General features: G+C 44.4%; 18 protein-coding genes and 3 pseudogenes. 11 read left to right on the plus strand and 10 right to left on the minus strand.

Annotated elements, in window-relative coordinates; all coding sequences use genetic code 11:
• Window positions 1-191: 191 nt before the first annotated feature.
• The 3 genes and pseudogenes from AB4493_RS08990 to AB4493_RS09000 form a co-directional block, all read right to left on the minus strand.
• The gene (locus tag AB4493_RS08990; protein WP_372154894.1) at window positions 192-2,168 is read right to left on the minus strand and encodes an alkyl sulfatase dimerization domain-containing protein; all 1,977 of its coding nucleotides are present in this window, start codon (window positions 2,166-2,168) and stop codon (window positions 192-194) included.
• Between the two features lie 310 nt (window positions 2,169-2,478).
• A pseudogene (locus AB4493_RS08995) lies at window positions 2,479-3,469 on the minus strand (HlyD family secretion protein).
• Entirely contained in the window at window positions 3,469-4,080 is a 612-nt protein-coding gene (locus AB4493_RS09000; RefSeq protein WP_372154895.1) for a magnesium transporter, read from the minus strand. Before AB4493_RS09000 ends, AB4493_RS08995 begins: the two are co-directional and overlap by 1 nt.
• Window positions 4,081-5,104: 1,024 nt before the next feature.
• On the opposite strand from AB4493_RS09000, the gene AB4493_RS09005 reads away from it, so the two are divergent.
• The 4 genes from AB4493_RS09005 (at window position 5,105) to AB4493_RS09020 (ending at window position 8,723) form a co-directional block, all read left to right on the plus strand.
• Entirely contained in the window at window positions 5,105-6,040 is a 936-nt protein-coding gene (locus AB4493_RS09005; protein WP_372154896.1) for a LysR family transcriptional regulator, read from the plus strand.
• Window positions 6,041-6,256: 216 nt separating this feature from the next.
• Complete coding sequence (gene gloA / locus AB4493_RS09010) at window positions 6,257-6,634, plus strand: lactoylglutathione lyase (protein ID WP_017066787.1); 378 nt, start codon at window positions 6,257-6,259, stop codon at window positions 6,632-6,634.
• A gap of 14 nt (window positions 6,635-6,648) precedes the next feature.
• Window positions 6,649-7,746 carry an alkene reductase gene (locus AB4493_RS09015; protein ID WP_017065285.1) on the plus strand — a complete coding sequence of 366 codons (1,098 nt, stop codon included), beginning with the start codon at window positions 6,649-6,651 and terminating at the stop codon, window positions 7,744-7,746.
• Between the two features lie 110 nt (window positions 7,747-7,856).
• Complete coding sequence (locus AB4493_RS09020; protein ID WP_017060207.1) at window positions 7,857-8,723, plus strand: DMT family transporter; 867 nt, start codon at window positions 7,857-7,859, stop codon at window positions 8,721-8,723.
• A 100-nt stretch (window positions 8,724-8,823) separates the two neighbouring features.
• Here AB4493_RS09020 and AB4493_RS09025 read toward each other — a convergent pair.
• Window positions 8,824-8,949 (minus strand): annotated as a pseudogene (locus tag AB4493_RS09025) (MarR family transcriptional regulator); the annotation flags it as partial.
• On the opposite strand from AB4493_RS09025, the pseudogene AB4493_RS09030 reads away from it, so the two are divergent.
• Window positions 8,947-9,063 (plus strand): annotated as a pseudogene (locus AB4493_RS09030) (cytochrome c); the annotation flags it as partial. The pseudogenes AB4493_RS09025 and AB4493_RS09030 sit on opposite strands and share 3 nt — an antisense overlap.
• A 130-nt stretch (window positions 9,064-9,193) precedes the next feature.
• Here the strand turns inward: AB4493_RS09030 and AB4493_RS09035 are convergent.
• Together AB4493_RS09035 and AB4493_RS09040 are read right to left on the minus strand one after the other, a co-directional pair.
• The gene (locus tag AB4493_RS09035) at window positions 9,194-9,688 is read right to left on the minus strand and encodes a peptidylprolyl isomerase (protein WP_017060208.1); all 495 of its coding nucleotides are present in this window, start codon (window positions 9,686-9,688) and stop codon (window positions 9,194-9,196) included.
• A 123-nt stretch (window positions 9,689-9,811) separates the two neighbouring features.
• Window positions 9,812-10,420, minus strand: a complete 609-nt coding sequence (locus AB4493_RS09040; protein WP_372154898.1) for a TetR/AcrR family transcriptional regulator — start codon at window positions 10,418-10,420, stop codon at window positions 9,812-9,814.
• A gap of 167 nt (window positions 10,421-10,587) precedes the next feature.
• Here AB4493_RS09040 and AB4493_RS09045 point away from each other — a divergent pair, with 167 nt between their 5' ends.
• A complete protein-coding gene (locus tag AB4493_RS09045; protein WP_081325165.1) occupies window positions 10,588-11,574 on the plus strand; it encodes a glycosyl transferase family protein in 987 nt (328 codons plus the stop codon).
• Between the two features lie 98 nt (window positions 11,575-11,672).
• On the opposite strand, the gene AB4493_RS09050 is transcribed toward AB4493_RS09045, so the two are convergent.
• Both AB4493_RS09050 and AB4493_RS09055 read right to left on the minus strand, forming a co-directional pair.
• Entirely contained in the window at window positions 11,673-11,969 is a 297-nt protein-coding gene (locus tag AB4493_RS09050; RefSeq protein ID WP_029235295.1) for a hypothetical protein, read from the minus strand.
• A 167-nt stretch (window positions 11,970-12,136) separates the two neighbouring features.
• On the minus strand, window positions 12,137-12,370 hold the full coding sequence (locus AB4493_RS09055) for a hypothetical protein (protein WP_017060212.1): 234 nt from the start codon (window positions 12,368-12,370) through the stop codon (window positions 12,137-12,139).
• 302 nt (window positions 12,371-12,672) lie between these two features.
• Between AB4493_RS09055 and AB4493_RS09060 the strand changes: the two genes are divergently transcribed.
• The 4 genes from AB4493_RS09060 to udp all read left to right on the plus strand — a co-directional run bounded on the left by AB4493_RS09060 (window position 12,673) and on the right by udp (window position 18,292).
• Window positions 12,673-13,089 carry a CBS domain-containing protein gene (locus AB4493_RS09060; protein ID WP_017060213.1) on the plus strand — a complete coding sequence of 139 codons (417 nt, stop codon included), beginning with the start codon at window positions 12,673-12,675 and terminating at the stop codon, window positions 13,087-13,089.
• Between the two features lie 187 nt (window positions 13,090-13,276).
• Window positions 13,277-14,740, plus strand: coding sequence for an MATE family efflux transporter (locus AB4493_RS09065; protein ID WP_371724662.1), 1,464 nt, complete (start codon window positions 13,277-13,279; stop codon window positions 14,738-14,740).
• Between the two features lie 153 nt (window positions 14,741-14,893).
• On the plus strand, window positions 14,894-17,251 hold the full coding sequence (locus AB4493_RS09070; RefSeq protein WP_137001571.1) for a zinc/cadmium/mercury/lead-transporting ATPase: 2,358 nt from the start codon (window positions 14,894-14,896) through the stop codon (window positions 17,249-17,251).
• A gap of 282 nt (window positions 17,252-17,533) precedes the next feature.
• Window positions 17,534-18,292: a uridine phosphorylase gene (gene udp, locus AB4493_RS09075; protein WP_372154899.1), complete on the plus strand. Its 759-nt coding sequence runs from the start codon at window positions 17,534-17,536 to the stop codon at window positions 18,290-18,292.
• Between the two features lie 213 nt (window positions 18,293-18,505).
• Here the strand turns inward: udp and AB4493_RS09080 are convergent, their stop codons facing one another.
• Together AB4493_RS09080 and AB4493_RS09085 are read right to left on the minus strand one after the other, a co-directional pair.
• On the minus strand, window positions 18,506-19,672 hold the full coding sequence (locus tag AB4493_RS09080; protein ID WP_017060218.1) for a DUF1887 family protein: 1,167 nt from the start codon (window positions 19,670-19,672) through the stop codon (window positions 18,506-18,508).
• A 197-nt stretch (window positions 19,673-19,869) separates the two neighbouring features.
• Entirely contained in the window at window positions 19,870-21,861 is a 1,992-nt protein-coding gene (locus AB4493_RS09085; RefSeq protein WP_017068093.1) for a methyl-accepting chemotaxis protein, read from the minus strand.
• Between the two features lie 277 nt (window positions 21,862-22,138).
• On the opposite strand from AB4493_RS09085, the gene hinT reads away from it, so the two are divergent.
• Window positions 22,139-22,489, plus strand: coding sequence for a purine nucleoside phosphoramidase (gene hinT, locus AB4493_RS09090; protein WP_017060220.1), 351 nt, complete (start codon window positions 22,139-22,141; stop codon window positions 22,487-22,489).
• Window positions 22,490-22,545 lie beyond the last annotated feature (56 nt).

Raw genomic sequence — 22,545 nt, forward strand, 5'->3', positions numbered from 1 at the left:
GAATCTGACGGCAGAAGCCGAACCTGACGATAAAAAAAGGGACCACAAAGGGTCCCTGTATTTGTTTGTCGTCCATGTGAAGCGGTCAGCGTATTGGTTGATAGCGTGTTAGTGATTGTTTACTAACACGCTATCATCGAAGAGTTATCATCGAAGAGCTATCGCCGAAGAGCGACCGTTCGAACTCGCTATTAGCGAACGATGAGCATGATCTCTTCTGGAGTCATTGGCTTATCGAAGTAGCTCATGAATTGACCGAAGCCTTTGATGTCGCCATTCGAGAACTTGAATGCACCAGACTGTAGGTTAGTACCAATCACTTGTTGAGCGTTTGGACCCGCAATCAATATTTGGTTCAGTACGGCACGAGTAGTGTCGATTTGAACGTCTGCACCTTTCACTGCTTCTTCGTGTAACTGAGCAATACCGTTACGGATTTCGATAGTGAATGCTTCGTTCGTATCAGAGAAGTTGTACGTTAGCATCATGTTTACGTCTAACGAGTTTTCTGCGATAAGCGTTGAGGTCATCATGTCGAAGATCTGCTTGCTTGGTAGCGCAGTAAGAACGTCAACAGAAGCGAAGCTGATCATATTAGAGAAGTCACGCTTGTTCTCAAGTTCAGCAGCAGCGTTAAGTGCCCAGTTACGCCAGTTGATGTTCACTTGGTCAGCAGCCCATGCTTTGTAAGCTTGTGCTTTCATTTCGCGAGCTTCCATATCTTGCTTGTTTACCGTGATCGGGTAAGAAAGAATTTCTGCTGCAAATGTGTAATTTTCTGCCTTAATTGCTGCTTGTGCAGTCGTAAGGATGTTGTCACGACCGCCCATGACCTCTACGAAGGCTTTAGCGCGTTGCTCGTAAGCCATTGGCTCTAGCTGCCATGGATCCGCTTCGAAGAAACCGTTGTAACCTACGTAAATCTGACGCACGGCGTGTGCAACAGTACCGTAGTGTTCACCTAACCAAGGGTGTTCTGCAAGGTGCTTAGGAAGTTTAACTACTTCAACTAGCTCGTCTGGCGTCATACCTTTGTTCATGTAACGGATAGTTTGATCATGAGTGTATTGAATCGCATCACGGTAAGCCGTTAGTACGTCAGCTACTGCTTCTTTACCTTCAACAGGACGACCATGCGAGTTGATCATGATTTCTGTATCGAATTGACGCATTACGTCGATGCCCTTGAACCACATTGATGGGTCACGGAATTTAGTACCACGGATGGTGTGAAGGTTAGGGAAGTTCTCACCTTGAAGTACTTCAGCCGCGTGCAGGATTTTCTGGTCTGGGAAGTAAACCACTAACTCATCTTTAGTTTCAGATGGCACGTTCTCGATGTGCATTTTCACGCCAGAAATTTCGATTTCGATGTGGCTTTGGCTTGGTACAAGCAGGTTTGGTTCGATGAACGAGATAGCACCTTGCATGAAGCGTGGACCAAGGCCGTCGTTTACTGTGCCGTGCTCGCCTTCTTCTACGTGCTTAGCACCTGTGTAAGAAGTACGGTGACCAAATAGAGTACCTAGGTTTGAAGACCAGTTAGCCACTGCAGCGGTTAGGCCTTCTTCAGCGATGATTTTTACTTCACCTGATGCCACTTCTTCATCCGTTACCCATGCACGCACACCTGAGATGTGGTCGATGTGGTTGTGAGAGTAGATGATGGCTTTAACTGGCTTGTCTGTGATTTGACGAAACTGCTCTTTAACCGATTGAGCCATTTCTACCGACTCACCTGGATCAACAATAATGATACCGTCAGTACCTTCGATCATTACTGGTGTATCGAGACCAAAACCGTAACCAAGGTAAATGTTGTCATCAACTTTGATGATTGCTTGGTCCATTTTACGACCATGCTTGGTGAGGATTGGGTGAACATGGTCAGACTCAGCAGTGTAAGCTAGAGAATCGCCTGTTTTAGAAACAACTTGAATACGTTCGCCTTTTCCCCAGAACATGTTTGATTTGTGTTCGAATAGAACCTCGCTCTTGTAGCGAGCATCAAGATCAATGTTTTGGTATTGCGCAGCATTTGCCGTCTGAAGTTCTTGGCCGACTTTCGATGTCGCTTCTACAGTTGGCGTTGCAGATGCAAAACCAGAAGCAAGTAGAGTGCTCGCAATAGCAACAGGAAGCGCCATTTTTTTGAATGTATTAGTCATGGTAGTGACCTTATATTTGGATACAGGAATTGGATTTCTTGAGCCAAATGATAGAGGTGGGGGAGGTCGCTATCTACGCGCTAATAATATTTCAATCTATCGTTTTTTCGATGATTTGTTTGATAAACGATTGTATTGGCGATTAATTTTGATCTAAATCAATTAGTAAATGAGCTTGCAACAGATACAAAAATGCCCTGAAATTCAGGGCATTTGTTTTACAACTAGTCGCTAGTTCATGAGTGGCTGTGATACGAGTGAATAACAGCCAAATCATTGAATATTTAATTGCTTATCAAGAGCTAATCGTTTACCAAGCACCTAAGTATGACTTGTAAGATTGTAGGCGAACCGTTGCTGCACCGATTACATCGATGAAGCCCCAGAACGGATGTGGCTTCTCAGCTGAGATCCAAGCCGCGCCAGTTGAACCAATAGGGATGTTGTAACCTTCTGGTTCAATGATCTCAAGTACGATAGTACGACCTAAACCATTGCCGTTTCTTACCACGTGTTGACCGACGCTTTGTGGCCCCTGAAGTGGAGAAATACTCGACTCACCGGTACCGGCATTAAAGCTGTGTACTTTTGCTCGGAACACGTGGCCTGGGTATGCATCAACGAAGAACTCAGCGAAGTCTCCTACTTGAACATAGCCATAAGTTTGGTCTGAAATACGCATCTCAAGAAACTTTTTGCTGGTGTTGTAGAGGTGCATGTTACCCATGACAGAACCTTCAGCAATATTCACTATCGATACCTGACCATCAAACTCAGCTCTAATGGTCTTTTTCTCTTGCGCCCAATTTACTTTTTGTAAATCGGCTTTTAACGACACCAGTTCAGCATGCAGCACTCGAAGATCAGAGTCGTACTTTTCTACGTCACGCATATTGAAAATTTCAGGTGACGTTTCAGCACGCTCTAAGTCGCGATTCATTTGCTTGATCTCTTCTTCTTTCTGAACAATTGAAGATTCGATCTTTGCTTTGTCTGCGGCAGAATCGATGTCGACGAGTGTGTAAATTACGTCGCCTTCTTTAACCAATTTGGTTGTGCTCAACAAGCACTTTGTCGATCTGCTGACCAAAGATAGGTGACATTACCGCGTGTGGTGCTTTCACTGTGGTTGAGTTGGTTAAATCAACCGGTGCCCATAAGCGAGAGATAACCGCTAATACGGCAAGGATTGTTACGCCGCCAATGGCAGCCCACGTGTAGTTTTTGAAGTTCTTCTTCAGTGCACCTGTCGCAAACAGTGACCATACAATTAGGATGTATGGAATCATCATCTCTTTCATTATGCGACCTCTTTTTCTGTAGCGGATGGTGTTGTTGGAGTCTTTTCTTCTGAAGCCTGTTCTTTTGAAGATTGCTCTACTGAAGACGGCTCTGTTACCGGTTGTTCAGGTGATACGTGGACTGCGGCTGTCTCTGTATTGGTCGCGTCTTGTTTAGGCTGAACACCACGGCGAATAACATCACTCAGTGATTGACCAATATGTTTCCAGTTCGCTAGCGCGATAACCAAGGCGATAACCCAGAATGTTTTGCTGATGAAGAGTCCGCAAAGTGACAGTGCAAACACGATTTGAACGTGAGCGCTTTTGTGTTCTTTTGCTTTATGCACACCCAGTTCATGTAACTGCCACATGCCGTAAACACCGGCTAATACCACAGCAATTGTCACTGAGAACAAGTAGCCAGAGAAGGACTCCATCTGGAAGAAGTTCATCATCATTTCATTGGGGTGGTTGTTGAACTGAGACATGTCGATGTCTTTAGAGTGGATTGTGCCTAATGGTGCAAGCGCCCATGCACCAGCAAACATCACTGCCATAAACAGACAGAATTTGACCAAGACCATCACAATGGCCCAGATTTTCTGCAAAACGATTTTTATAAAGTTCATATCTCAACCTACATAAATAAGAAGAGAGAATTTGCAGCCTAGAAGTTTAACTTTAACAACATCTTAAAAAGTAGGTGTTTATTATTTGGGTTGATTGATGCGCATAATAAACAAAAGTATTAGATGGTATTTAAAGTGATACTACGCAGTCCAGACAACGGATTCTCGGTATCAAGAAGCTAATGTGCTTCATTACAAATCAATCCTTGTTGGCAGACGTAAACTGAATGGCTATTTGGCTATCGAAAATATATTCGACCTGTTTTATTAGCCGCTGTCGTTATTATGTGTAATACCTCAATTATCGAGGGGCTCTTCCATGGCAGTTGACACATTGCAGTAAAAATATTCGTCAGCTTTCTGTTTGGGTTAATAATTGATTTGTTGGCAGGATAATAGGAAGAGTTTTGAGCGGTATCTACCCAGAAATACGATTTGATAATATCGTAATTACGATGAGTTGTTGTGGTTCTGAATTGGCAGGTTGAATTATTTGCTAGCGCTCAAATTCGGCTTTAAAACATTGTGAGTTAAATTGGCTTGGATCAATGAAATGATTAATAAAAGCATCAATAAGTAATTTGTCGAAATTAATCTTTTTACACAGTTTTTACAATAAAAGGAGTGATGGATATGAATGATGAATTATAGATGACTGATAATAAGTTTTGCCTGTCGGAAAAATATTCACTAAAGGTTAGAAAATTATACCGATGATGTGTCAAATATATGGGTTTAGTTTTTAGATAAGCTCCCTTCGTAGAAGATTCAATTTGAATATTGTAGCGCTAGTTACTCAAATGTATATCTCAATGACACTCAACACAGTGTCATGACAAACGAGACAATTGTGCATTTTTCGTTGTTATTGGAGAATCACTCATCGATGAGGCCCTTCTTCAAAAGTGATCGGTATGAAGGGGTGCTACTGTCTCAATTTGCGACGTTAAACGAGGGATTGTTATTTTATTTAATCGTTTTTACGATAGCATAGTGCTCATGGTCGCCTAACGAGTAATGATATATGAGCAACGAAATCCCCAACTTCAACCTACTTGCTGTGTTTTCTGCGGTGATGGAGCAGGGCAGTTTGAGTAAGGCTGCGGATCAACTCAGTACCAATCAATCGACCATCAGTACCGCATTAGCGCGCCTAAAAAAAGAGATCGGCCAAGAGCTTTTTGTTCGTAAAGGAAGAGGTGTTGCGCCTACGTCTTATGCCCAAAGCTTATACGAACAGATAAAAGCGCCGATCAATGAACTCAATGGCGTGTTTCAGTCGATGGCTAATTTTGATGAGCAATCCTCTGAGCGTAAGTTTGTGATTTCTGCACCTGAGCACTTACAGTGGGTTCTGCTCAACAGTTTCGCGGCGCTTCCTAATCAAAACTTGTCGCTAGAAGTCTTTGATCAACCAGACAGTGATGAGCGAATTTACGAAGATCTTTTGACTCAAGAGTTTGATGCGATGATCGATATTGTGGTGCCTGAACATCCAAGTATCGTCACTGAAACCTTGTATGATGGGGAGTTTGTGATCGTATGTCGATCTGATCACCCGCGAATTCAAGGGGAAATCAGCGAAGCGCAGTTCCTCAGTGAAAAACATGCTGTACTAGACAGAACCCGACGCAAAGTTCGCAGTTTGAATCACTATACGTCTTTGGATTTATCCCAACGTAAAATCGTGTTTCATGGACGCTCGCTGTTCAGTAATATCTTGCTGTGTAGCCAATCCGATTACATTACTGTAGTGCCTTTATCTATGGCCGTGCAGTTCCAAGAAAAGTTAAGTTTGCAGCTGTTCAAACCACCCTTTGAATATCAGCCGATATCTCACTACCTGATTTGGTTGAAGAAGCAGAACAGTGACCCTGCTCATAAATGGTTCAGAGAACAAGTCATCAGTACGTCAGATGCAATGTCGAAGGCGCTTAAAGATAGGCGCTTGCGGTTTTAATTGGAATCTAACCCGAAGGGAAGCATTGGCTTCCCTTTTTTGTGTCATTGAGTTCGTGTTAGTCATGAGGTTTATAACAAAAAATTATCACATTGAGAATTTTTGATAATTTCCTTAATTCTCCGATGAATCGTATTATTTCACTCAGAGATTAGTGGATAACCTCCACTTAAAATAATAACGGCGCCATGCTTGTGGTGCTAATAAGGGCGAAATATGAAATTCCTACACACAATGATCCGAGTTACTGATTTAGACAAGTCTATCGAGTTCTACACCAAGGTATTGGGAATGAAGGAACTTGAACGCCACGAAAACAAAGAGTACCGCTACACATTGGTTTTTGTTGGCTATGAGCAAGGCGGCACGACTATCGAGCTAACGTACAACTGGGATACGAATGAGTACGAGATGGGCAGCGCGTTTGGTCATCTGGCATTGGGTGTAGAAGATATTTACGCAGCATGTGACAAAATCAAATCGCTAGGTGGCAACGTCACTCGCGAAGCGGGTCCAGTGAAAGGCGGCTCAACTCATATCGCTTTTATTACTGACCCAGACGGCTACCAAATCGAACTGATTCAACTAGGTTAATCGAGGATATAACAATGACAAACGCACTATTTCAACCAATTCAACTTGGTAATATCGAGCTTAAAAACCGTATTGTTATGCCACCGATGACGCGTTCTCGCGCAACGCAACCTGGTAATTCAGCAAACGATATGATGGCGGCTTACTACGCTCAGCGTGCTTCTGCAGGTTTGATTATTGCTGAAGGCACACAAATTTCACCTATGGGTCAAGGCTATGCTTGGACTCCGGGTATCTATTCTGATGAGCAGATCGCTGGTTGGAAAAAAGTGACTGATGCCGTACATGAAAAAGAGGGCGTTATCTTCGCTCAACTTTGGCATGTAGGCCGTGTAACACACCCAGACAACATTGGTGGTGAACAGCCAATCTCGTCTTCTGCACTTAAAGCACAAAACGTAAAGGTATTCATCGATAACGGTACTGATGAACCGGGCTTTGTTGATGTGGTTGAACCTCGTGAAATGACGAAACAAGACATCAAAGAGGTGGTTGAACAGTATCGCCAAGCGGCTTTGAATGCGGTTGAAGCAGGCTTTGATGGTATCGAACTTCACGCAGCGAATGGTTACTTAATCAACCAATTCATCGATTCTGAAGCAAACAACCGCACTGACGAATACGGTGGTTCAATTGAAAACCGTTTACGTTTCCTAGGCGAAGTGGTTGAAGCTATGGTTGAAGCGATTGGTGCTGACCGTGTTGGTGTACGCCTTGCTCCGTTCACATCGTTGAATGGTACGGTTGACGCTACACCAGTAGAGACTTACACAGCGGCGGCAGCACTACTTAACCTATACAAAATTGTTTACCTACACATTGCAGAAGTTGATTGGGACGATGCACCTGAAACGCCAAAAGCATTTAAAGCAGCAGTTCGTGAAGCCTACGAGGGTGTCCTTATTTATGCGGGTAAATACGATAGCGAGCGTGGCGAAAAAGCCGTTGCTGAAGGCGTAACTGACATGGTTGGCTTTGGTCGTCCATTCGTTGCGAACCCAGATTTACCAGCTCGTATTCAAAATGGTTACCCACTTGCAGCGCACGATCCAAACACATTGTTCGGTGGTGCTGAAAAAGGTTTAACGGATTACCCAGAATACGCAGGCTAAAAACAGCTGCCTGAAGCAGAGTATTGAGATAGTATCTCGATCCTGTTGAATGTTTATAAAAAGCAACCTTGCAGAGTCGGGTTGCTTTTTTTGTTATTGGACTAAGTAAAATGATGAACGTGAAAGCGATGCGCGGAGAGCTTTACCTTCTATTTGCCACCCTGCTAGCTGGGGTGGGATGGATTGCATCTAAGCTGGTGGTATTAGAAATGCCTGGGCCAGTGTTCATTGGTGTGCGATTCCTCGTCGCGAGTCTTATTCTTCTGCCATTTTGTATTCACCATATTCGTAAGCTTTCGTTTAAGCAGATTCTGTCTCTTTGCGGCGTGGGTTTGTTGTTGTCTGCCTCATTGCAGGTATGGGTGTTTGCAGTTTCGGTGACTGAAAGCTTGTCGGAAGGGGCATTCATCATGAGCTTAGCCATGATCATTGCACCGTTTGTGTCTTGGATTTTGTTTCGAGTTAAGCCTAATCGCGCGTTTTGGATGTCTTTCCCGATCGCGATTATTGGCATGCTGTTGCTGACTTTGGGTAACGGCTGGCATGTTGAGCAGAGTCAGATTTATTTCTTACTAGCATCGATGTTGTTGTCTGTTCACTTTGTGATGAACAAGCGTGTGATTACCAATATCAAGCCTATCGCATCAATCTGTGTGCAACTGTTTGTGGTGGGTGTGAGTGGTTTAGCCTTTGCTTCTATGACAGCTCAGCCGGAGTTCGAAATCACCAAAACCTTAGTCTTCTGGTTTATTGTCTCTGCGGTGATCGCAACGTCTATTCGTTACTTGCTACAAACGGTCGGTCAGCACTCCGTGAACATGGAAGTGGCGGCATTGATCATGATTCTTGAGCCTGTGTGGACGCTGCTGTTAAGTGTGAGTGTGCTTGGCGAAAGTGTAGAGATGCAGAAGCTGCTCGGTGGGGCGGTGATCATTGCTTCACTATTTTGCTATATCAAATGGTCGAGACGAAAATAAAACACTCGGCGCAAGGCCGAGTGTGGGTTGTTTTTCAATACACGTTCAGAGTGTAATAATTTCTAAGCACTAAGCTTGCTAAGCAGTGAACGCGGTAAGATCAGATTGCCGCGACTACTTTCTGAAGTAGCTTGAGCATTTGTTGTTGCTCTTCAGCATCTAACTCGTTCATCAACTCTTTGTTTAAACGAACGGGGATAGGAACGAGTTGTTCTTCAAGTGCTTTTCTGAGCCTTATCAGGCGAGTGTTGAACAAGACTTGTCGAGTGCAGAGCAAGGGTTAAATTCTGCAAATAAGACGTGCAAAGGGTGTCACCGTACTTATCGTTCTCGCTGGTAACTATTCTAACAACGAGCTTTAAATACAGGTGGTAAAGTCGAACCCTTACCACCATAGTCCTATCGCACAGCCTTCTTTTCTTTATGCCATCAATTCGAATGCACTAGGGGCGGGAAAGGACGTGAATGAACTAGTCGCGAATAGTGACTTTTGTAATCACAATATCTTCGCAAGGCACATCTTCGTGTCCCCAGCGAATGGTTGTTGGTGCTTTCGCAATTTTGTTTACCACATCCATACCTGCTGAAACCTTACCGAATACCGCGTAACCCCAGCCAGCATTGGTTGTTGAGGTGTGATCTAGGAAATCGTTGTCATCAAGGTTGATGAAGAACTGCGCCGTTGCAGAATGTGGTGCATCAGTCCGAGCCATTGCCACAGAACCAATCACATTCTTCAAACCACGGTTTGCTTCGTTGACGATTGGGGCGCGAGTTGGTTTTTCTGTCATGTCGATAGTGTGACCACCACCTTGAATCATGAAACCTTCAATAACACGGTGAAATGTCGTGCCTTCGTAGAAACCGTCTTGGCAGTATTTAAGGAAGTTTTTCGACGTTACTGGAGCTTTTTCAAGGTTCAGTTCAATCTCGATATCGCCAAAGTTGGTGGTGAAAGTAATCATAGGGTTACCTAAAGTTGAAGTTTTACTGAGTCGTAATGACGAAAGTGGGTTGCAGTATAGGGAAAATAACAGCAGATACTAGTGATGGTTTTATTGTGGTTGAATTCTCGTCAACCACCAAAATCACGCCTGATATTGTTTAAGGAACATCTCGACACTTGAAGTAATGAGCACTTGCTTGTGTGCAGCATCCGGTGACGGCACATGACCAATGATTTGCGGCCAAAACGCAAAAGACTTAAGCAGACCAATGAACTGCGTGGAGGCGAATTGTGGGTCTAGTTCTACTAAACGACCGTCTGCCAACGCGGCTTTAATCCAGGTTGTAAGTCCACTTTCTGCTTGGGAATATTTTTCCATCGCTTGATGCGCCAGTTCGGCGTTATGGAAATACTCTGAGAACAACACGCGTGACAGGTCGATGAAGCCTTCAGACTCAAGTAACTCAAGTTCTTGATTGGCTATCGACGAAAGCTGTTCTTCAAGTGGCAGTTCTGCTTGATAAGGGAAATGCGTTGCGGCCAGAGTTTTGCTCCAAATGCTGTCTAGAATCTCATCTAAAAGCCGTTCTTTGCTGGCAAAGTGATTGTATACGGTGCGCTTTGATACTTCTGCGCGACTCGATATTTTATCCATGCTGGTGGCCTTGTAGCCATGCTCAGTAAACTCTGCGATAGCAGCGGCAACGATCGATTCACGTTTTCTTTGGCTCAGCGTTTTTTTTACAGTCATCGGGATACTACTCAATATGTCGCGGTTAGCATTACATACGCTAATTTTACACCAGTAAGTTTACTTTTAGAACACCAATCCGCGTATTGGTAATTCGGTCGAGAGCAACTGAATCGCTTTGCAATGCACGGTGGGTATCATAGAATCGAAAGTGTATTCGAATTTTATTGATATCAACGGAAGAGAATAAACAATCAATGAGTAGTATTTTAGAGTGTATTCGTACAGTTGGACGAGGAGAAAGAGGGCGTAAGCCTTTATCGTTCGAACAAGCCTACCGCATCATGGATGAGTATTTAAGCGGAGAAGTCGGTGACGACCAAATGGCTATGCTACTGATGTTGATTCGTGTGCAGAATGAAACCAATGAAGAGATCGCTGGCTTTGTAAAAGCGTTTCAATCTCGAGTGCCAGATTTAGGCGCTGATATTGATTGGCCGTGTTATGCAGGTAAGCGTAACGATAACGCCAGTGGCAAGCCTTGGAACTTGTTGGCGGCAAAAATCTTAGCTGACAATGGCTATAAAGTGTTAATGCATGGCTATATGGATAAGCCGAGCGGTAGGACGCACGTTGAAAGCCATTTGCAAGATGTCGGTGTGCAAAGTGCTGAGAGCCCTGAACATGCTAAGTCGATTCTTGAACAAGACGGCATTGCTTATTTACCGCTAGCTAACTTTGCGCCCGAAGCACAAACCATGATTGGTTGGAAACACCGCTACGGTTTGAGAACACCAATTAACACGGTAGTTCGAGCATTGAATCCTGGTGGTGGCCGTTTAGGTCTGCGTGGCAGTTTCCATCCTGGCTTTCCACAACTTCATGCGGAAGTTGAGCATGTTATCGGAAATAAATCCCACTCGGTGATTTCATTCAAAGGGATGAACGGTGAGTCGGAATATAATCCTAAAGTTAGCCAAACGGTGTGGATGAGCTCTCCTGACAAAGTCGAATCGTTCTACTGGGAAGAGATGATGAACCTAGAGCTGCCACTTCCTAGTCAATGTGTACTTGGCACATCGGCTGAAGAGATGGCGCTAATGGCGAATACCGTTGTCGACAGCATGACAGCTATTCTCTTTGCAGAAACGCACGATAAAACTGAGGCATACCAGAAAGCGGTGCGCCTGTGGCATGAGTATTGTGCGCGTTAGATGGTGGTTTGTAATCAATGAGAGAAGGTCAGCGAGCGCTGGCCTTTTTTATGCTTAATTTCTAGTAATGGCTTTTCGTACGTGCCCAAACAATAGAGCTACTTCACTCGCATCAAGCGATGCATTTTGTCTTCGAACTGAATCTCAATCACCTGTGAGATTTTCATCTTATCAACACGATCAAGCATTCTTGCTTGGTAATCACGTTTTTTCATCCACTCTAGCGGTTCTTTAAAGCCATCTTCATTAATCACAAACGACTGATCGGTAATAGAGTCTTCAAAGATATGAACCACCCAAATGCGTGATTGGAAATCCAATAACTCACTAAAGTAGCTTTTTAACTTAGATAAGGAATTCGTTAGATACGTTTTAGGTGGGGTTTGGGAAGACATAGTAAACCGTATTTGGACAATGAAAATCGGCAAGGGCGCCGTCTGATCATTATAGCCTTTACCCGTTAGGCTTGTCAGGTCGAATTCGGCAGCCATTCACGGCTATTGCGCTTGCTAATGCTACTATGGCTGCCAGTTAGAGATTAACCAAATCAGTGTCGGATTCACTATTTAACGAATAGGCCGAAGTCGATCTCTTGTTCTCTTTGATATTTCACCAGCTTCACTTTTAGGTCGTGTTTTGCTGCTAAATCAATGGCTAAGCATGACATGCGTTTTATCTCATCAACGCAGCTTGATATCAGCGGTTTTTCTTGATTATCGATAGTGGCGATGAGTGTGTTTTCTGTGCCGTCGTTACCTGCGTAAATATACGCGTACATGTTGTTGTCGTGTTGCATAAACTTCCTAAAACGGGATTTCTAATTATTAGTGAGGTGAAGATTACAGGGTTTATTTACGCAGGCTAGCTCGGCTAAGTAAGGTTAAGCAAGGGAAAGTAAGGCTTTGTAAGGGCTCTTTTTTTTCTTTTTTCTGGCGTTCGAAAACGTGCTCAACCCTTTGTTTGTCTCACTTTTTTGTCTTGTTAGGTTTTGCCTATCAATAAAATTGTTGAAATCCATTTAGTAAAATCAAGATTTTAGACAACAATTAACTTAACAAGATAGAAAATATATGACGCAAAGTATTTAGGGAGAACGCAATGCATTCTATTAAAGTGAAAGATTACATGACGCAGCAGGTTGTGACATTTACTCCTGATATGCCGTTAAGTCTAGCGTTAGACAAAGTGATGCGTAGCCACCATATGGGTGGGCCCGTAATCGATGATAACGAACAAGTGATTGGCTTCCTTTCAGAGCAGGATTTACTCGAGAAACTTGTGAAGGTCAGTTACTTCTGCCAAGACACACACCTTGTGGGTGACTGTATGTACCAAGAAGTGCTGTCGGTGTCACCTGACTTATCCATTATTGAATTGGCGGACATGATGCAGGTTGGAAAACCTAAAGCATACCCTGTGATCGATAATCGAAAACTGGTGGGTATTATCACCAGAACTGATGTTTTGAGAGCAATTGGCAAGAACTTGGAAGAATGCTTCAAACATCAGGTATAGTAGCGTGTTAAGAACGATTATTTTTCTCAATACTCTCAATTGAAAAAAGGCGCACTAGCGCCTTTTTTCTGTATAGCGCTTTTCTTGGTCGATCCTTTCTTTTTGGATCCCTAGCCAGTTGAACAGTTGAACAGTTGAACAGCTGATTAGGCTTTAGCTCTTGGGTATTCCAACTTTTGGAGGTTTCATGTCAAATCAAACGGCAAAGTTTGTTGAAGGTTCAACGATGCGCCACATATTGGTGATGTCGGGGGCTGGCTCTGTCGGTTTGATGGCGTTATTTGTGGTCGATCTGCTCGACATGCTGTTTATCAGTATGCTCGGACAGGTTGAATTGGCTGCTGCGGTAGGCTTTGCAGGTACGCTGACTTTCTTTTCTACCTCCGTTTCTATCGGTACTTCCATTGCCATGGGCGCATTAGTGTCCAAAGCCATCGGCTCCAAGAATCAAGAGCACGCTCGAAACCTAAGCACCAGTATCATGCTGACTGCGTTTGTTATCAGTTCAACTATAACTGCAATCATGTTCGCTTATATTCCAGAGCTGCTAGCCGCGATAGGCGCCAAAGGCATTGCAGCCGAACGCGCTCAAGCTTACCTACAGATTTTGCTACCTAGTGGTCCATTTTTGGCGTTAGCGATGGCAGCGGGTGCGGGCTTAAGAGCGGCAGGTGATGCTAAGCGTTCGATGTGGGCAACTTTGTCTGGCGGCATTGTTAACGCGATTCTCGATCCTCTGTTTATTTTTGGTTTTGGTTGGAACATCGAAGGGGCGGCTATCGCTTCGGTTGTCGCTCGTTTCTCGGTGCTATTCTTTTCGCTTTATCCTCTTATTCGCAGCCATCAGCTGGTAGCTCCGCCTTCTTTTGTGCAATGGCGCATTAATATTCGACCAATATTGGCGATTGCGCTGCCTGCGATTATCACCAATACCGCAACGCCTATCGGTAATGCGATTGTAACAACGGGTATCGCACAATATGGTGAGGATTTTGTCGCGGGCTTTGCCGTGATAGGTCGTCTGACGCCAGTTTGTTTTGCGGTTATCTTTGCCTTGTCTGGCGCTGTGGGGCCAATCATTGGTCAGAACTTTGGTGCTGAACGCATGGACCGAGTAAAAGAAACACTCAATAACTCATTGCTGGTTACTACGGCATACACCATCGCTGTTTGTATTCTGTTGTACTTCGTTCAAGGTTATGTCATTCAAGGCTTTAGCTTACAAGGTGATGCAGCAATCATTGTGGCGGCTTTCTGTACCTATGTGGCGTTAACCTTCACCTTTAACGGTGCACTATTTGTTGCCAACACCTCTTTTAATAACCTAGGTAAACCGCTTTACTCGACAGCATTGAATTTGGGTAAAGCGACGTTAGGTACTCTGCCGTTCGTCTATCTAGGTTCGGAGTGGTATGGCGCTTTGGGTGTTCTCTATGGTCAAGCTTTGGGTAATGTTTTGTTCGGAATTTTAGGTATCTTGGTGCTTCGACATCATATCGCTGAACTGATGCAAGGATCTCAAGTTGATCCAGTGGAAGATGATGTGTCGATTGTCAGCTTGAACACTCAGCCATTCTGTTCACACGATGCGGTTCTTATTGATGATGTATCCGCTAACCGTGAAGAGTGTGCGGAGCTTAAATCTCAGTAAGCCATCGGCGCTGGCATAATATTTTTGTTTTCTTGAAAACTTCTTCTTGACCTTGGAGTAGCCTCCAAGGTTTATACTTTTGATGAACTTAAGGTTCTGTTGCTCGTAAGTTAGCAACAACCTCAAGGCTTTTGAGTATTAAGGAGATACATTATGTGCGCAAAACATGCAGCGTGCCGCTCAGCAAAAGTGGACGTTCAACCTCAAGCGGCAGGAGCAAGTTGCTCTAGCCCTAAAATTTCAAGCATCACAGCAGCAGGTACTTCATCTGGTTGTTGTAGCTCTTCTGCTGCTTCGTCATCGTCTGGAGATGATTGTTGTAGTTCGTCGGATAGTGGAGAAGAAGACAGTCAGTCCTCAACTTTATCTCTCGATGCCAAATTTTCGAAAAGTTGGCTGGTTGCCGGAATGGACTGCCCAGCTTGTGCAAGAAAAATAGAAAACGCGATCAGCAATATTGACGGTGTTATTCAAGCGAAGGTTCTCTTTGCTACCGAAAAGCTGGTTGTGAAATTCGATAATGAAAGCCTTGCTGACACCATTGAACAGGTCTCTATCAAAACGGGTTTCCCTCTTACGGAAGTCGGTTCAAAGAAAGAAAAACAACAACCTGAGACTTTTTGGCAAGCTTATATCCAACCTAATTTACAGATTATCGCGATTGCAGCGGCAATGCTGTTTGCGGCGCTTGTAAAAATCACCTCACCTCAATTAAGTGAAGGCTTGTTTACGGTAACTTGTCTGCTTGGTTTATATCCGGTGGCGAAGAAAGCGGTTCAGCTGGCGCGTTCAGGTACACCGTTTGCTATTGAAACCTTAATGAGTGTTGCCGCGCTGGGTGCTTTGTACCTTGGCGAAACTGCGGAAGCAGCGATGGTTCTATTGTTGTTCTTGATTGGTGAGCGCTTAGAAGCGTTTGCTTCATCAAGAGCAAGAAGTGGCGTTCAAGCGCTAATGGCATTGGTACCAGAAAACTCGACTAAGATCATCAACGGCGAGCGTGTAGAAGTAGCAGTCAGTGAACTGGTTCCAGGTGATGTGATTGAAGTGGCCGCGGGCTCTCGTTTACCTGCTGACGGCCAATTGATTACAGACGCGGCAAGCTTTGATGAAAGTGCGTTAACCGGTGAATCTGTTCCTGTTGAACACATCGAAGGCAATAGCATCATGGCTGGCGCTGTGGTGGTCGATAAAGTGGTTCGTATCACCATCACTTCAAAACAGGGTGAGAACGCGATCGATCGCATTCTTCATCTGATTGAAGAAGCAGAGTCTCGTAAAGCACCACTAGAGCGATTCCTCGATAAGTTCAGCCGTTGGTACACACCGTTAATGATGGTAGTGGCTCTGTTGGTCATCATCACACCACCATTGTTGTTTGCGCAGCCATGGGAAACATGGGTTTACCGTGGCCTAGCGCTATTGTTGATTGCTTGTCCGTGTGCCTTGGTTATCTCGACTCCTGCAGCGATTACCTCTGGCTTAGCAGCAGCAGCGAAACGTGGCGCGCTCATTAAAGGCGGCGCAGCGCTAGAGCAGCTTGGTAAAATCCAAACCATCGCCTTCGATAAGACAGGCACACTGACCGAAGGTAAGCCTCAGGTTACGGATATTCAACCTCTATCGGGGTGGCAACAAGACGCGATGCTGCGTGTGGTTGGGGCGATTGAAGTTGGCTCTACTCACCCGTTGGCGCAGTCACTTGTCGCTAAAGTAAAAGACCTGAATATTGAGATTCCTGAATCACACAACAAGAAAGCGTTGATTGGTAGTGGTGTTGAAGGGGATGTTGATGGTGTTAAGTATCAGGTTCTGTCACCGTCTAAAGTCACGTTCGAACTTGGTGCCGATGTGGTTTCTCAGGTAGAAGCATTAGAAGGTGAGGGCAAGACGGTTGTGGTTGCTCTTGAGGTTAAAGATCAAGAAGAATCAACAGAGCAAGCTACGACGGTGATTGGTCTGATTGCTTGGCAAGATACGTTACGCAGTGACGCTAAGCTTGCGATTGAACGACTTAATGAATTAGGTATTCAATCTATCATGTTGACCGGCGATAATCCGCGCAGTGCAGCAGCGATCAGTAGCAAGATTGGTATGCAGTACAAGGCAAGCCTATTGCCAAGCGACAAGGTATCTTACGTTGAGGAGTTATCTCAACAGTCGCACGTGGCGATGGTCGGTGATGGCATTAATGATGCACCAGCAATGAAAACGGCGAATGTCGGCATCGCAATGGGTGGTGGTACGGATGTCGCTTTGGAAACGGCGGATTCAGCACTGACTCATAACCGTTTAACTGAGCTGCCAGCGATGATTGAACTGTCGCAAGCGACCATGAACAACATCCGTCAAAACGTAGCCCTTGCGCTTGGTTTGAAGGTCGTATTCTTGGTGACAAGCTTGTTAGGTATTACCGGTTTGTGGGTGGCAGTTTTAGCGGATAGTGGTGCAACTGCATTGGTGACATTGAACGCATTGCGTCTGCTTCGATTTAAATCTAAAGCGGACTAAATCGAGCTCACCGACATAGAGCATTCTTAATATAAAAGCGCCTTTAGCGGTAATACGTTAAAGGCGCTTTTTGTCTCATTAGTATGCAACATAGGCGTGCGGATTGCTTATTTTTGTGATGCCAATCGGTTTTTTGTGAAACTTGAATTATTGTTGCGATCATTCATGTGACATGTGTCACTTCATTTTGTGATGAGCTTGGTTAGAGTGTGTTCGTACCCCACGAATTTACTATGAGCTTAAATAAGGGTAAAAAGCCCAATAAGCCAAAAGGAGCGAACTATGTCTCAAGCTGTTTTCCACTTAGGTGTTACTGAAGCAGATCTTAACGGTGCTACTCTTGCGATCATCCCTGGTGATCCTGCTCGTGTGCAAAAAATTGCAGAAGAGATGGAGAACCCAGTATTCCTTGCTAGTCACCGTGAATACACGCTTTACCGCGCAGAGCTAGACGGCAAACCAGTTGTTGTATGTTCAACAGGTATTGGTGGTCCATCGACTTCTATCGCAGTTGAAGAGCTTGCTCAACTTGGTGTTCGCATTTTCCTACGTGTTGGTACGACTGGTGCTATCCAACCTCACGTAAACGTGGGTGACATGATTGTTTCTACAGGTTCTGTTCGTCTAGACGGCGCTAGCCTACACTTTGCTCCTATGGAGTTCCCAGCAGTGGCTGACTTTGAAGTTGCAACAGCAATGAAAGCGGCAGTTGATGAATCAGGTGCAACAGTTCACATGGGCGTAACGGCATCAAGCGATACGTTCTACCCAGGTCAAGAGCGTTACGACACGTTCTCTGGTCGCGTTGTTAAGCGCTTCCAAGGCTCTATGCAAGAATGGCAAGACATGGGCGTTCTAAACTTCGAGATGGAATCTGCAACACTGCTAACTATGTGTGCAAGTTCTGGTCTGAAAGCAGGTTGTGTTGCTGGTGTAATCATCAACCGTACTCAAAAAGAGACGCCTGATCACGACACTCTAAAAGTAACAGAAGCACGTTCAATCAAAGTGGTTGTAGAAGCCGCTCGTAAAATGCTTTAAGTCTTAAAGTGCTCTGAGTTTTAGAGAGCATTAAGTCTTCAAGTGACATTAAATTTTGAAAATGGCCGCATCGTATGATGCGGCCATTTTTTTGTGCCGTCTGAAAGTAATCAATAGAGAAAACAGACAACAAAAAAGGCGAGTGATTTAATCGTCATTCGCCTTTTTAACAATCTGCTTAAGAGCATTGAGCTCTCATGAGCTTATTGGTTTTTAGCACTCTAGATCTTCACTGCCACCCGCAGCTGTAAACCATGCCGTTAGGTGTGTTTTAAGATCTTTCAATTCGTCAGGGCCAATCAATGCAAGGCCAAGATCTTCAGCTCGTGTGATGTCGTTATGGCGAAGAGGGCGGAAGCTCACTAACATTGCACGTGCTTGTAGGCCACCTAGCAGGTCTCTAAGCGATTCCAGTTTGTACAAGGTGTCATCACCATCATCACGCATGCCTTTGGTCTTACATTCGATGATGTGCAGCTTATTGTTCACCACAGAGGCAACATCAAGCTCGTTACGAACCTCACGTTCACCCAGTTGACGGTATACCTGAACATTCAAAGAACGGTCTTGAATGGTCGGCATGTCATCTTGGATCTGCTTAACTGTGCTGTGAACCAATGTTTCAAGCCATTCACCGTTTGAGAAGCGGCGCGCGTCTTCGTTGGCAAAGGTCAAAATACCATTGTCGTAAGTCGCAATTTTAGCTTCAACCAAATCGCTCAACAGCATGTTGAGCTCGCGATAGCCTTGTTGCTTCTCAGATAGGCCTACATCAAGTTTTTGTTCTTTACGGCAGGTCGTTGCTAGGTAGTTCAATGTCGCAAGGCCAGGGCCTAGTTCGAGTGCGTTACTTGCCCAACGTTCACCCAGTTCATAAAGTTTCTGATCCAGTTGCGGAGACAGCTGAACATCGCTGAATTCACCGCGAGCACCGAACACAGTTAGGTAGTCGTCGATAGTGATGCGGTCTTGAACTTGTGCGTCTTCTTTACCATTAGGGTACAACCAGCAAAGCTTGTCGCTATTTGGTTCAACCACGAAGATTGGCCAGTGGTAAGTACGGAATACTTCGTACACAGAAAGTAGGCGGTGACGGAGGCCACAACTTGCGTTGAGCTTCACTTCTTGACCGCGTGCTTTGAGGTCTTCGGCAAGGGTTTGGATAGATTCTTTAATGACAGATGTATTTACGATGGTCGGAATTTCGAAAAACTCACTCGTAATGTCGCGCTTGTGCAAAACGCTGTCTAAACGTTTGTACATACTGACTTGATTTTTGTCACCGATAAACACGATGTGAGTGCTGACCGTTCGGTTATCAAGTAATGGGGTGAGCAAGCGAATGGGGTCTTGATCGATAATGCCAACATGAACAGCCATATAAATTCCTTAATAGCGGCTCGCTCATAAAGGTGAAAGAAAAAACGGGAAGCAGCAAGCCTTAATAATCATATAATGACAAAGCTCATAAAAAACAAGGGCAACCCTTGATAAAAGTTGCCCTAGCTCAATTAGTCACCACTATTGGGTAAGAAGTCTCAACAATCTCACTAAATATCTATCGATTCTTCATTTATCTATAGTTTGAATTGATGTACTAAATCACCTTGTTGATTCGCCAAAATTGTTAGGTTTTGGCTTGCCTCCGCAATTGAAGACATCGCTTGGTAACTCTTATCTGCGATGTGGTTGATGTCTTCGATGTTGCGTGCAATATCACCAGACGTTTCACTCTGCTCAGCGGCTGCTTGAGAGATGTGTGTACTCATGTGGCTGATCTCTAGAATCAAGGCTTGGATCTCTTCCATCGCACTGTTTGCACTTGAAGCTTGTTGAACCGACATGTCCATATCGCTCATACAGCTTTCAATTACGTTACTTGCAGTTTTCGAGCTTGATTGCAGATTGCTGATCATAGTCTCGATTTCAGAGGTTGATTGAGTGGTCTTCTGTGCTAGCACTCGTACTTCATCGGCAACGACTGCAAAACCACGACCTTGTTCACCTGCACGCGCTGCTTCGATTGCCGCATTAAGTGCAAGTAGGTTGGTCTGTTCAGCAATACCACGAATAACGTCAAGGATTGAACCAATCTGGCTACTCATCTGTTGTAGCTCGCCTACAGCGCCCACTGATTCAGTAAGGCGAACTTCAAGCTGATTAATGGTGCTGATGTTGGTGTTCATGATCTGACGACCAGACTCAGAAGCCGATTCTACTTGTTGAACCATGGTGAGTGAGCTTTGCGCGCTGTTCGCCACTTCTTGTACAGAATGAGACATCTCTGTCATTGCGGTCGCAACAGTCGCGGTTTGCTCACGTTGGCTGTTCAATTGTGCCTGCGTTTCAGATGACGTCTTCTGGTTGACACTTGCAGTCTTAGTTAAGTCATCTGAAGCATCATTCAACTTCACAAGGATATTGTGCAGGTTGTCAGCCAAGGTGTTGATGTGACGGCTCACGCGGCTGAATTCGTTGTCGTAGCGAATATCGATACGCTGAGTCATATCACCTTCAGTTAGACCTTCTAATGTACCGAGGATGCGAGTTAATGGCTCTCGTACGCTGTGTGCAATGTGGTAACCAATCGCAGCAGCGAACACAGTCACAACAATGCCAATGGCAATCGCGTTGAATAGGCCTTTGTCGTAGATGCTGCTTGCGTCAGCGAGTGATGAGTTAAGTTGCTCTTCAGCGGTCACGTTGAATGAGTCCAAAACAGCCATCGCTTGGTCAACTTCTAGAGCTAGGTTAGCGATGTTCACGTACAACGCTTGTTTGGCTTGTAGGTAGTTGTTGTGTTTGTCTAGTACGCCACCTTTCTGACCAACGTCTTTGGTGAACTTCTGAACCGACTCATCGAAGACATTTTTAAGTGCTGGTAGTTGTGTTGATAGACCTCGATAAGCGTAGTTAAGATGAGTAACGGCCTTTTTGTTTTGGTTAAGGGCTTTTTGAACGAAGGCAACATCAGAGCTAGCAAGTGCATCAGAGGTAATAACTTCTGCGTCTTGCAGTTTGATGAAGTAGCTCTTTGCCATCACTTTTACAGAGATGCTTTTTTGGTCGGCAACGTACTCTTTCATACCAACGGTTAATTCTGAATGTAAGCGTTGGAAGTCACGAGACGCTTTTTGTACTTGTTCTTGTGCTTCGAACATCGCGACGTAGTTGTTCATCGCTTCGTCAGCTTCGGCGAAGTAGCGTTCTTCCATTGCTCTTAATTGCGCGATACGTTCAACAAGTGAAGCATTGTTTTGGCTTGCCGCTTCTAAACTACCGAGAACTTCTGAAAACGAGTTTTGTGATGCAGCAAATTCTGTACGCATTGCAGACATGCGTTCAGCGTTTTGTGTGGTTAAGAAATCTTTGAATGACTTATCAGCAGAAAGCAATTGAACACTCGTTTGATTTGAAAGCGCGACAAGTGGTAATGAGGTTTCTGAGACACTCTCAAAATTGCTGTGTATCTGATTCATGCTGTTCATCATGATGGTTATCGTGACTGCGAACATGATGATGATCAGTGCGAAACCAGCGTACATACGCTTGATCACAGATCCCTTCATGGCTTTCTCCCTAAATAAAAATGCAGACCTAATGTCAGGTCAAAGTAAAACTAACAAAATTATCAGCATTCTATTGAGCTCGGCTTACGCATTTTATGACGCACACGTCAAAAATAGCGCTCAGTTATAACCAACATGCCATTCTTGAGAGCTAAGGCTCGTTTTCTTTGATTTGAACGGTGTTTTTTATTATGCTTTAAAGCAGATTTATTGTGGTTTGATGCGGCATAGCGCATACTCAAAGCATTAAAAAATAAATGTTTTATCGGAGAGAAACATGGCTGAAGAAACCATTTTTACTAAGATCATCAACAAAGAAATCCCAGCAGATCTACTATACCAAGACGATTTAGTAACCGCATTTCGCGATATTAACCCTCGCGCGCCAAGCCATATCCTAATCATCCCAAACAAGCTGATTCCGACAACTAACGATGTTGAAGTCCAAGATGAAGCGATGATGGGGCGCATGTTTACTGTTGCTCGCAAGTTAGCAAAAGAAGAGGGCATTGCAGAAGATGGCTATCGTCTTATCGTGAACTGTAACTCTCACGGTGGCCAAGAGGTTTATCATATTCACATGCACTTGGTTGGCGGCCGTCCACTTGGCCCCCTATTAATGAGCTAATAAAAAGTTAATGAGCTAATGAAAAGCTAACGAGTTAATGAAAACTAATGAGCTAG

Origin of the sequence: Vibrio sp. 10N.222.55.A1 (assembly GCF_041473835.1) — a bacterium.
Taxonomy (GTDB): Bacteria; Pseudomonadota; Gammaproteobacteria; order Enterobacterales; family Vibrionaceae; genus Vibrio; species Vibrio crassostreae_C.

Excerpts from the sequence above, each read along its gene's own strand:
- AB4493_RS09015 (WP_017065285.1), top strand. The coding sequence starts at position 6,649 with ATGACAAACGCACTATTTCAACCAATTCAACTTGGTAATATCGAGCTT.
- AB4493_RS09000 (WP_372154895.1), bottom strand. The coding sequence starts at position 4,080 with ATGAACTTTATAAAAATCGTTTTGCAGAAAATCTGGGCCATTGTGATG.
- AB4493_RS09060 (WP_017060213.1), top strand. The coding sequence starts at position 12,673 with ATGCATTCTATTAAAGTGAAAGATTACATGACGCAGCAGGTTGTGACA.
- udp (WP_372154899.1), top strand. The coding sequence starts at position 17,534 with ATGTCTCAAGCTGTTTTCCACTTAGGTGTTACTGAAGCAGATCTTAAC.
- AB4493_RS09080 (WP_017060218.1), bottom strand. The coding sequence starts at position 19,672 with ATGGCTGTTCATGTTGGCATTATCGATCAAGACCCCATTCGCTTGCTC.
- AB4493_RS09085 (WP_017068093.1), bottom strand. The coding sequence starts at position 21,861 with ATGAAGGGATCTGTGATCAAGCGTATGTACGCTGGTTTCGCACTGATC.
- AB4493_RS09005 (WP_372154896.1), top strand. The coding sequence starts at position 5,105 with ATGAGCAACGAAATCCCCAACTTCAACCTACTTGCTGTGTTTTCTGCG.
- AB4493_RS09035 (WP_017060208.1), bottom strand. The coding sequence starts at position 9,688 with ATGATTACTTTCACCACCAACTTTGGCGATATCGAGATTGAACTGAAC.
- gloA (WP_017066787.1), top strand. The coding sequence starts at position 6,257 with ATGAAATTCCTACACACAATGATCCGAGTTACTGATTTAGACAAGTCT.
- hinT (WP_017060220.1), top strand. The coding sequence starts at position 22,139 with ATGGCTGAAGAAACCATTTTTACTAAGATCATCAACAAAGAAATCCCA.
- AB4493_RS09020 (WP_017060207.1), top strand. The coding sequence starts at position 7,857 with ATGATGAACGTGAAAGCGATGCGCGGAGAGCTTTACCTTCTATTTGCC.
- AB4493_RS09055 (WP_017060212.1), bottom strand. The coding sequence starts at position 12,370 with ATGCAACACGACAACAACATGTACGCGTATATTTACGCAGGTAACGAC.
- AB4493_RS09070 (WP_137001571.1), top strand. The coding sequence starts at position 14,894 with ATGTGCGCAAAACATGCAGCGTGCCGCTCAGCAAAAGTGGACGTTCAA.
- AB4493_RS09050 (WP_029235295.1), bottom strand. The coding sequence starts at position 11,969 with ATGTCTTCCCAAACCCCACCTAAAACGTATCTAACGAATTCCTTATCT.
- AB4493_RS09040 (WP_372154898.1), bottom strand. The coding sequence starts at position 10,420 with ATGACTGTAAAAAAAACGCTGAGCCAAAGAAAACGTGAATCGATCGTT.
- AB4493_RS09065 (WP_371724662.1), top strand. The coding sequence starts at position 13,277 with ATGTCAAATCAAACGGCAAAGTTTGTTGAAGGTTCAACGATGCGCCAC.
- AB4493_RS08990 (WP_372154894.1), bottom strand. The coding sequence starts at position 2,168 with ATGACTAATACATTCAAAAAAATGGCGCTTCCTGTTGCTATTGCGAGC.